The organism is Mesorhizobium sp. M7A.F.Ca.CA.004.04.2.1 (assembly GCF_004022825.1).
In the GTDB taxonomy this organism is placed as follows: domain Bacteria; phylum Pseudomonadota; class Alphaproteobacteria; order Rhizobiales; family Rhizobiaceae; genus Mesorhizobium.
On record NZ_RZPH01000180.1, the window covers coordinates 1 to 7883 of the forward strand.

10 protein-coding genes are annotated in these 7883 nt (G+C 62.9%); 7 read left to right on the top strand and 3 right to left on the bottom strand.

Annotation, left to right across the window (positions count from 1 at the left end):
- Positions 1–149: 149 nt before the first annotated feature.
- Positions 150–353 carry a DUF3126 family protein gene (locus EN893_RS10935; RefSeq protein WP_013531334.1) on the bottom strand — a complete coding sequence of 68 codons (204 nt, stop codon included), beginning with the start codon at positions 351–353 and terminating at the stop codon, positions 150–152.
- A 151-nt stretch (positions 354–504) separates the two neighbouring features.
- The gene (gene cysE / locus EN893_RS10940; RefSeq protein WP_013531333.1) at positions 505–1353 is read right to left on the bottom strand and encodes a serine O-acetyltransferase; all 849 of its coding nucleotides are present in this window, start codon (positions 1351–1353) and stop codon (positions 505–507) included.
- A 147-nt stretch (positions 1354–1500) separates the two neighbouring features.
- Between cysE and EN893_RS10945 the strand changes: the two genes are divergently transcribed.
- Positions 1501–2106, top strand: coding sequence for a hypothetical protein (locus EN893_RS10945; RefSeq protein WP_127268140.1), 606 nt, complete (start codon positions 1501–1503; stop codon positions 2104–2106).
- 30 nt (positions 2107–2136) lie between these two features.
- Here EN893_RS10945 and EN893_RS10950 read toward each other — a convergent pair whose 3' ends face one another.
- Positions 2137–3042, bottom strand: coding sequence for a LysR family transcriptional regulator (locus tag EN893_RS10950; RefSeq protein WP_127268139.1), 906 nt, complete (start codon positions 3040–3042; stop codon positions 2137–2139).
- A 121-nt stretch (positions 3043–3163) separates the two neighbouring features.
- Here EN893_RS10950 and EN893_RS10955 point away from each other — a divergent pair, with 121 nt between their 5' ends.
- The 6 genes from EN893_RS10955 to EN893_RS10980 all read left to right on the top strand — a co-directional run.
- Entirely contained in the window at positions 3164–4156 is a 993-nt protein-coding gene (locus tag EN893_RS10955) for an ABC transporter substrate-binding protein (protein WP_127268138.1), read from the top strand.
- A 103-nt stretch (positions 4157–4259) separates the two neighbouring features.
- A complete protein-coding gene (locus EN893_RS10960) occupies positions 4260–5042 on the top strand; it encodes an ABC transporter permease (RefSeq protein ID WP_236383447.1) in 783 nt (260 codons plus the stop codon).
- A gap of 10 nt (positions 5043–5052) precedes the next feature.
- A complete protein-coding gene (locus tag EN893_RS10965; RefSeq protein ID WP_127268137.1) occupies positions 5053–5823 on the top strand; it encodes an ABC transporter ATP-binding protein in 771 nt (256 codons plus the stop codon).
- On the top strand, positions 5820–6575 hold the full coding sequence (locus tag EN893_RS10970; protein ID WP_127268136.1) for an SDR family oxidoreductase: 756 nt from the start codon (positions 5820–5822) through the stop codon (positions 6573–6575). The genes EN893_RS10965 and EN893_RS10970 overlap by 4 nt, the downstream gene beginning before the upstream one ends.
- A complete protein-coding gene (locus EN893_RS10975; protein WP_127271827.1) occupies positions 6569–7276 on the top strand; it encodes an SDR family oxidoreductase in 708 nt (235 codons plus the stop codon). The genes EN893_RS10970 and EN893_RS10975 overlap by 7 nt, the downstream gene beginning before the upstream one ends.
- Positions 7277–7288: 12 nt before the next feature.
- Positions 7289–7883 (top strand): creatininase (locus EN893_RS10980; protein WP_164900796.1); only part of this gene is annotated, 595 nt, incomplete at its 3' end.

The window sequence follows — 7883 nt, forward strand, 5'->3', positions numbered from 1 at the left end:
GGGAGTTTCTGGGCGATTGGCAGGCGCTCGACGCGGCAATCGCCACTGAAGCCGGGCGCGTCCTGAAAACAGGACGTTAAGAAAGCCTCGGAAGGTCCGGCCGGCCGGCCGCATTCGAGGCGGAGCCGGCCGAGCGCAAAATCGCTGGCTCAGGCCAGATCGATGTCGAGGATCGCCATCGAGAAATTGTAATCGCCGTCGTCCTCGTCCTTGAAGACGATGCCGAGGAATTCGTCGCCGACATAGACCTCGGCCGAATCGTCCTTGCGCGGCCGTGCCTTGACCTCGAGCTTGGGGTTCTGGAAGACGCGCTTGAAATAGGCGTCCAGCTTTCTGATTTCGTCCGGCTTCAACAGTCTTCTCCGATCATCGGGCTTGCTCGTTCGAACGCGCTTCTGGCACGTCGACAATGGCGATGTAAAGGCAAGCGGCCTGATAAGGCGAGACAACCGCCCGCTCCTGCCCGCGGCCGGAATCCGACAGCAGACGACGGCGCCGTGAAAATCAGATGTCGAAACTGACGACCTGATCCATCGTCTGCGACGGCAGAAGCTGGTCCATCTGGCGCGACGGCTGATCGCAGCCGGTCTCACCGACGACGCGGGCCGGCACGCCGGCAACCGTCTTGTTGTGCGGCACAGGCGACAGCACCACCGAGCCGGCCGCTATCTTCGAGCAATGGCCGATTTCGATGTTGCCGAGGATCTTGGCGCCGGCGCCGATCAGCACGCCGTAGCGGATCTTGGGGTGGCGGTCGCCGCCGGCCTTGCCGGTGCCGCCCAGCGTCACGCCATGCAGGATCGACACGTCGTCCTCGATGACAGCGGTCTCGCCGACCACGAGGCCGGTGGCGTGGTCGATGAAGATGCCCTTGCCGATGCGGGCGGCGGGGTTGATGTCGGTCTGGAAGACCGAGGACGAGCGGCTCTGCAGATAGAGCGCGAAATCCTTGCGCCCCTGGTTCCACAGCCAATGCGCCAGCCGATGGGTCTGGATGGCGTGGAAACCCTTGAAATAGAGCACAGGCATGATGAAGCGGTCGCAGGCCGGATCGCGATCGTAATAGGCCTGGATGTCGACACGCACCGTCGTCGGCCACTCCTTGTCGTCGGCCAGCATGGACTTGAAGGTCTGGCGGATGAGATCGGAGCCGATGTCCTGGTGCGCCAGCCGCTCGGCCAGCCGATGAATGACTGCTTCTTCCAGGCTGTCCTGGTTGAGGATGGTCGAATAGAGGAATGCAGCGAGCAGCGGGTCGCGGTTGACAGCCTCCATGGCCTCGTCGCGGATCGAACGCCAGATCGGATCGACCGGCTTCAATGCGCTGTGTCGGGAAATGCTGATGCTGTTCATCGCCGTCTCGTCCTGCGTCCTGCCTGGCTTGCCTGTTGTGCTTGCCTGTTGCCTGGCCGCACATATAAGCCAGATCATAGCACGATTGAACTCAATTTTCCTTAGTGCTTTGTCAAATGGATTTGGTTCGCGGGAATTCAAGCAGCCATGGAAAACGAACCCTTGATCGACGACGCGCTGAAAAGCGAGCTTTCGGCGCTCTACCGGGCACAGGGCCGCCACTACCACAACCTTGCCCATATCGAGGCGATGCTGGCACTCGCTGGCGACTATCGAGGATTGCTCGGCGACCCCGAGGCGATCGAAGCGGCGATCTGGTTCCACGATGCCATCTATGACAGCAAGGCCAAGGACAATGAGGCGCAAAGTGCTGCCCTTGCCGAGAAAAAGCTGGCGGGCCGCGCAAATCCTTCACGCCTCAACCGCATCTCGGCAATGATCGTCGCCACCGCCACGCACCAGGTGCCGCCGTTCGAAGACGCGGCGGCCACACGGGACGCAAGTCTTTTCCTGGATATGGATCTGTCGATCCTGGGAGCCGCGCCGGACGCCTTCGACGCCTATGAGCGCGCCGTGCGGCGCGAGTACCACTGGGTGGAGGAGCCAATGTGGCGGGCCGGACGCAGTGCTGTCCTGAAGACTTTCCTCGCCCGCCCGCACATCTTCCACACTGAAGAGTTTCGCCAGCGCTTCGAACCGCAGGCCAGGGAAAACATGACGCGGTCATTGCAGGCCCTGCAAACCTCTTTGTGATCTTCGCCGGTGGCGCGCTTGCATGTCGCCCTATCCCGCCACGGGCGTTGCATCGAACAATGCACCGAGAAACGCCTGAACAAGCGAGCGCTGGGCGTCGGTCTTGCGATAGGCGACGCGGTGTATGGAACTGAACGAATAGGCCCTTGGCTTGATCGCCCGCATGTCTCCGGCGGCGACCCAGGGATCGGCAAAATGGCATGGCAGAAAGCCGATGAAGTTGCCCGACAGGATCAGCATCAACTGCGCTTCCATGTGCACGACCGATGCACTCGCCTTGGGATGGCCGACCAGGTAGAGGTCGTCGAAATGTCGATAGCTGCGCACCGAGAACCGCGCGGCATCGACGGCGCCTTGATCGATCCTTGAATCGGGCATCGCAAAGAGCGGATGCCGGCGGCCGCAATAGAGAAGATGCGGTTCGCCGCAATAGTCGCGATAGACAACCCCAGGCGCTTTCTGCGACAGCGGCCCGATGACAACGTCGCGACCGCCATCGGCAACTTGTTGCTCGAGTTCGGACGGCGTACCCACCGAAAGGTCGATGAAGACGTCGGAATCGGGCCCCATGAAGCGGCTGAGCGCGTGCTGGATACCCAGTTCGCCACTGGTGAAGACCCCATCCGACGTGCCGACCCGCAAGCGGCCCGACAGGCTGCCGCTGGCTGCATTGATGCGATGTCCGAAATCGTCAAGGTCGCGGAACAGCCTCTGCGCCGCATCGTAGGTTGCCTGTCCAACCTCGGTCAGGCGGAATTGCTTGCGCCCGCGATGGCAGAGTTGGGCACCGATGCGTTTCTCCAGCTCCGCCAGATGCGTGCTCAGCGTCGGCTGTGACAGGTTGAGCGTGATTTGCGCAGCGGCGAACCCGCCTGAATCGGCCAGCGCCACGAAAACGCGCAGCAGGCGGATATCGATATTGTCCAGCCGGCGCATGCCATTCCCCATGATGCACAGAACGATACATCGATGTTATTCGATGTATCGTTCTAAATAAACTCATTTACATCAATGTCAGAAATCGCGAGCCTGTACGGAACAAAATTGGGGAACAATCATGAAACCGTTACCAGGCACCGCCTTGTCCGCAGCCCTGCTGCTCGCCAGTTCGCAGCTCGCCCTCAGCGCCGACCAGATCCGCATCCTGGCGCCGACATGGCTGGGATTTGCGCCTGTCCATATCGCCAGCGACCTTGGCTGCTTCACCGCCAAGGGCCTTGATGTCAGCATCAAGTTCGAGGATGACCTGACCAACGTCATGGCGGCGATGGCGCGCGGCGACATCGAGATGCAGATGCGCTCGGTCGGCGAATATCAGGGCCGCCCGCGCGACGCCTCGACGCCCGGCATCATCATCGGCACGATCGACGAATCCGTCGGTGGCGACGGCGTCATCACCGATGACAAGATCAAGTCCGTTGCCGATCTGAAGGGCAAGGTCGTCGCGGCCGAGCCCAACATCCCCTCGCGCCTGCTGCTGCAGATGGAGCTGAAGCAGGCGGGCCTGTCGCTGAAGGATCTGCAGATCAAGGACATCGCGACGGCCGATACGGGTGCGGTTTTCGTCGATGAATCGATCGCCGCGATCGCGACCTACGAACCGTTCATGTCGCAGGCGCTGAAGGCCTCGACCCGCACCGGTGCCCGCATGCTGATCTCGTCCAAGGATCATCGCGGCATCATCATCGACGCGATCATCGCCCGCAACGACGACTTCAAGGCGAACCCCGACAAATACGCAAAATTCCTCGGCTGCATCTATGAGACGGTCGATTTCATCAAGGCCGAGCCGGAAAAATTCGCCGACATGGCGTCCAAGCATTTCGGCCTGACGCCTGCCGAAGTGACCGACATCGTCAACTCCAGCCTGTCCTACACGACGCTTGCAGAATCCCTGGCCTACATGGGCAAGCCGGGAGAAAAAGGCACGTTGCACGGGATATTCGACACGGTGATGGATCTAAACCTGGAGAACGGCGCCGCCGACAACAGACTGGTGGCGGCGGACCAGATCGACAGTTCGGCGATCAACAAGATCCCGGCGAAATAGCGGCCGCGCGGCCGGGCCGGCAGCTTGTCTCGGCTGTCGGCAGCGATGTCATTCCGGCTCGCGCCGGTGACGGCCGTTCTTTCGATCATCCGGGGATAATGATTTGTTCAGCAGCCTGTTTGTCTTCCGCGGTCGCGCATCGCCGATGCTGGAGTTTGCCGTCAGTGTCGCCGCGGCTGTGCTCGTCGTTGCCCTGTGGGAGCTGGCGGCGCGCGCGGGCATCATTGCGCCGCAGTTCCTGCCCTCGCCGAGCCGCGTCGTCATTGCCCTGTGGACGATGCTGACCGAGCAGAACCTGCTGTGGCACGTCGCGGTTTCGACCACCCGTGTCTGGATTGCCTTCCTGCTGGCCGCCGTCATGGCGATCCCGATCGGCATCATGATGAGCAGCTACCGGATCGTCGGCGCCGCCCTGGAGCCGATGATCGATTTCATCCGCTACCTGCCGGTCCCCGCACTCGTGCCGCTGTCGATCATCTGGTTCGGCGTCGGCGAGGAGACCAAGATCTTCCTGCTCTGGCTGGGGACGTTCTTCCAGCTCGTGCTGCTCGTCGCCGACGACATGCGGCGCGTGCCGCAGGAGTTCGTCGAGGTCGCCCGCACCGTCGGTGCCAATTCGAGGCAGGTCATGGTCGACGTCGCCCTGCGCTGGATGGGCCCGACGCTGCTCGACAATCTGCGCATCACGCTCGGCTGGTGCTGGACCTATCTGATCATCGCCGAGATCGTCGCCGCCGATTCCGGCATCGGCTATGTGATCTGGACGGCCCGGCGCTTCGTCAAGACACCGGAGGTCATGGCCGGCGTCGTCGTCATCGGCCTGATCGGCCTTGTCACCGACCAACTTTTGCGCCTGCTTCACCGCCGGCTGTTCCGGTATCTGTGAGGAGCATGACATGACCGGATATGTTCAATTCATCGACACGGCCAAGTCCTTCGGCCCCGTCGATGTCGTGCGAAACACCAGCCTTGGCCTCGAGCGCAATTCGCTGGTCGTCTTTCTCGGCCCATCGGGCTGCGGCAAGACCACCTTGATGCGCATGGTCGGCGGCCTCGACGAACCGAGTTCGGGCTCGATCCTGCTTGGCGGGGAAAAGGTCGTCAGGCCGGACCGTCGGCGCGGCATGGTGTTCCAGTCCTATTCGTCGTTTCCCTGGTTGACGGTCAAAAACAACATCGCCTTCGGCATGCGCTACAGGAAGGACCTCGGTGCCACCGAAAGAGCCGAGCGTATCAGCCACTATCTCAAGCTGTTCGGGCTCGCCGACTTTGCCGACTCCTATCCAAACCGGATCTCGGGAGGCATGCGCCAGCGCGTGGCCATAGCCCGCACGCTCGCCGCAGGCTCAGACGTGCTGTTGATGGACGAGCCTTTCGGCGCCCTCGACGCGCTGACGCGCGAGCGGCTTCAGGTCGAGCTGCGGCAGATCCAGATCCGCGAGGAAAAGACCATCATCTTCGTCACCCACGACGTCGAAGAAGCCGTATTTCTCGCCGACCGGATCATCCTGTTCTCACGCCGTCCAGCCTCGATCGTCGCCGATATCGACGTGGCGGCAGAGCTTGGCCCGGACCGGCCGCTGGAGATTCGCGAAACCCAGAAATTCTTCGAGCTGCGCAACAAGGTCCTGCATCTGATCCGCAACGAAACCGGAGTGGTCGTATGAGCCTCTCCTTTTCCGGAAAGACGGTCGTGATCACCGGAGCGAGCCGAGGCATCGGGCTCGGCATCGCCAAGGGCTTCGCCCAGGCCGGCGCCAGCCTGCACCTCATTGCCAACGACGCGGCCGTGCACGAACGGGCCCACGACTTGGGCGCCACAGGCACGGAGGCCGACATCGCCGACCGCGAGGCGGTCGGCGCGGCCCTCGGACCGATCTCCCGGATCGACGTGCTCATCAACAATGCCGGCCTCGAGCTGATGACGCCGATCACCGACAGCAGCGACGAGGCCGAAGCCGCCTTCCGGCGCATCATCGAGATCAACGTCATCGGCACGGCGCTTGTCACCGCGCGCGCCTTGCCGCGCATGCAGGCCGGCGCTTCGATCATCAACACCGCATCGATCTGGGGCCGCGTCGCCGAAGCGCGGTTCGGCGCCTATGTCGCCTCCAAGCACGCCATCATCGGCCTGACGAAAACCTGGGCCAAGGAACTTGGATCGAAAGGCATCCGCGTCAATGCGGTCTGTCCGGGATGGGTCCGCACGGAAGCATCGATGCGCTCGCTTGGCCGGATGGCCGAGCAAGGCGCCGTCAGTGAAGCAGCACTGCTCGAAGACATCGTTGGCGCGCAAGCCCTGCCCGGCCTGATGGAGCCGGCCGACATGGCCGGCACCTATCTGTTCCTGGCGTCGGATCTCGCGGCCAACATCACCGGGCAGTCGCTCGGCGTCGACAGGGGAGAAGTGCCTTGGTAACCCCGCTGCACGGAAAACGCGCGCTGGTCACCGGTGCGGCCAGCGGCATCGGTCGCGCGACCGCGCTCGCCTTGCGGGACGCCGGAGCCATTGTTCTCGGCTTCGATCTCAAGGCATCCGACGGCGATATCCCGATCCTTGCCTGCGACCTTGCCAATGAGGCCGACATCATTGCCGCGGTCAGGCAAGGCGCGCAACGGATCGGCGGCTACGACATTCTGGTCAACAATGCCGGCATCCTCCATGAAGCACCGCTTGAGGCGATTTCGCTCGACCATGTCGACCGCATGTTCGCCGTCAATGTGCGCGGCGCCATCATCGTGGCACGGGAAGTCCTGCCGCACCTTCCCGATGGCGGCCGCATCGTCAACATCGCCTCCGAGCTCGCCTATCTCGGCCGGTCGAACGCCTCGGTCTATTGCGCGACCAAGGCGGCATTGCTCGGCCTGACCCGCTCCTGGGCGCGAGAGCTTGCCCCTCGCATCCTGGTCAACGCCGTGGCGCCGGGGCCGACCGACACGCCGCTTCTCGGTTTCGAGGCGCTGAGCGAGAGCCAGCGCGCGCAGGAAACGACACACCCGCTGGGGCGGATCGGCCGCCCGGATGAAATCGCTTCCGCGGTGGTCTTCCTTGCCGGCCCCGGCGCCACCTTCTTCACCGGACAATGCCTGGGCGCCAATGGTGGCGCGGCGATGCTTTGAAACGAGATGATCATGAAAGACCGAGTTTTCCTCGCTGAACTGCCATGGCCCGAAGCCGAGAAGAGGATCGCCGCCGGCGCTCCTATCTTCCTGCCGCTCGGCTCGACCGAGCAGCATGGCCACCACATGGCGATGAATGTCGATGTCGTGCTTCCCACCGCCATCGCCGAGACGGTCGCGAAGCAGGTCGGCGGCCTCGTCGCGCCGACCATCGCTTACGGCAACCGCTCGCAGCCGAGAACAGGCGGCGGCCCGGCCTTCCCCGGCACGATCAACATCACGGCGCATACGTTTTCGCTGCTGGTCAAGGATGTGATCTGCGATCTCTATCGCCAGAAGGTCCGGCGTATCGTTGTCCTCAACGGCCACTACGAGAACATCGGCCCGTCAATCGAGGGCATCGAACTGGCGCTCGACACCATCGGCCGCGAGCGTGCGGCGGATCTGACGATCCTGCGCATCGATCATTGGGAAATGGTGCGCACAGAGACGCTGGCGAAAGTGTTCCCCGATGGTTATCCCGGCATCGAGCTGGAACATGCGAGCGTCATCGAAACCTCGATGATGCTGGCGCTGCGTCCCGAGCTCGTCGACCTCGGCAAGGCAC

Excerpts from the sequence above, each read along its gene's own strand:
- EN893_RS10950 (WP_127268139.1), bottom strand. The coding sequence starts at position 3,042 with ATGCGCCGGCTGGACAATATCGATATCCGCCTGCTGCGCGTTTTCGTG.
- cysE (WP_013531333.1), bottom strand. The coding sequence starts at position 1,353 with ATGAACAGCATCAGCATTTCCCGACACAGCGCATTGAAGCCGGTCGAT.
- EN893_RS10955 (WP_127268138.1), top strand. The coding sequence starts at position 3,164 with ATGAAACCGTTACCAGGCACCGCCTTGTCCGCAGCCCTGCTGCTCGCC.
- EN893_RS10970 (WP_127268136.1), top strand. The coding sequence starts at position 5,820 with ATGAGCCTCTCCTTTTCCGGAAAGACGGTCGTGATCACCGGAGCGAGC.
- EN893_RS10965 (WP_127268137.1), top strand. The coding sequence starts at position 5,053 with ATGACCGGATATGTTCAATTCATCGACACGGCCAAGTCCTTCGGCCCC.
- EN893_RS10945 (WP_127268140.1), top strand. The coding sequence starts at position 1,501 with ATGGAAAACGAACCCTTGATCGACGACGCGCTGAAAAGCGAGCTTTCG.